The following is a 1,533-nucleotide window of genomic DNA, read 5'->3' as shown; positions in this document are numbered from 1 at the left end:
TCATCATTAAAAAATGTTTTCAAACTCAGAGCAATGATTGACTCAATATTGGTGCTAATCGTTGGGCTGACACCAATCATGCTCGTCCCCATCACCATTGTCATCAGCACAGAGGAGAGAAATTCCTTAAAATCGTTCAATCGCTCATTTCTCAGTTCTGCATCCAGAGAGCGCAAATCAGGAAGTTCAAAAAGATTGTTTGATTCTTTGGAGATGTCAAAGTATGCCCCATCTTCACCCAGCAGATTGGTGTAGTCGGTGAAAGTGGATGTTCCGTCTGGCTTGGGATAGTCTAGTGCCACTACCGGAATATCTTGTGCAAGTGCCGGGGTAAGAATACCTGCCACCAGCACAGATTTACCTGAACGAGTTGCGCCGAAGACTGCCAAATTCTTGTGGTTTTGGTACAAGTCTAAATGTACTGGTGTGCCGCCTTCTTCTGCAACTAACTCAAAGCCAGCGCGATCGCCTGTAGCAGTCCTGATCAATGGCATCAGCCCAGGTGCTTCCGAACTAAAATATGGTAGTCGGCGGTTAAAAGGCTTGGTTAATAGTGGTTCCCACACCATAGGGCAACACTGTAACCATAGCTTCCAGGCGTATTCAATCTCCCGGTCTACTACCGCCGGACGCAAGAAATAGCTAGCAAGATATCGGCAAGCTTCGTCTAATTCCCTAATAGTTGGGCGGTGGACGAGAAAAGCAACTGCGGTATGCACTACTACACTACCTTTATATATTGTCTTCTGCGCCTCTACCGCTTCTTCAATATTCATCCCCGACTTGACATCAATATTTCCTTTATCTGTAGATAAAGAAGTGCTGGTAATTGATTGCTTGGTAATGCGTTGAAGATTTGTTTTAGAAATAGCTTGATTTGCCTTTGTTAGCTGACAAATAACCTCTGTATCATAAATACTATCTCTAGAGATTAATTCCCATAGATATCGCAGTTGGGCTTGTTCGTCATACCATCCCCCTGGTTTTTGGCTGAAGTTAAGCGCCCCGATATATTTATCTTGGATTTTTACCCATTTCCTATCAAAAAATGGCACAGATAGCTCATTCTCTAACAGATGGTGGCGGATATGAAAATCACTAGTTTGAGTTTCTACTAGTCCATTGGCGGAATCTATCTTTAGAGGATTAGGAATTGCTGGTGGCGATGACAGATTGAATTGCTGCCAAATCATTTCCCATATTTCTTGGGCACTTAGCACCCTAATCCTAAGTTTCATTTTACTACTTAGTATGGCTGACCATTGCAAAAAACCATTGCTAAAGGAATTTTGGAGGATATTTTCAATTCTAGTATTGTTATGGGCATGAATTTCTCCAGTAAAAGAGAACCAACCTTTTTCTAATTTTCTGAGAACCGATTCGATAAAATCATGAGAAGTTTCATTATCAGAAATAACAGTGTATGTACACCATAGCTTGAGAAACTTATTTTTTCTAGTGCCACTTTGAGTTAATTCTTTAACTCGCAATCTTTCACTGCGAATCAATAGTTTTAACGGCTCAAGAGAGCAA

Annotated in this window: 1 pseudogene; it reads right to left on the bottom strand. The window is 41.4% G+C overall.

What is annotated here, in order from left to right:
• Positions 1-1,533, bottom strand: a pseudogene (locus ACM0OY_RS40340) (hypothetical protein); the annotation flags it as partial.

The organism is Nostoc sp. CCY 9925 (assembly GCF_963920935.1).
Lineage (GTDB): Bacteria > Cyanobacteriota > Cyanobacteriia > Cyanobacteriales > Nostocaceae > Nostoc.
Note: the sequence above shows the minus strand (reverse complement) of the source record. Positions and strands in the feature narration are given on the sequence as shown.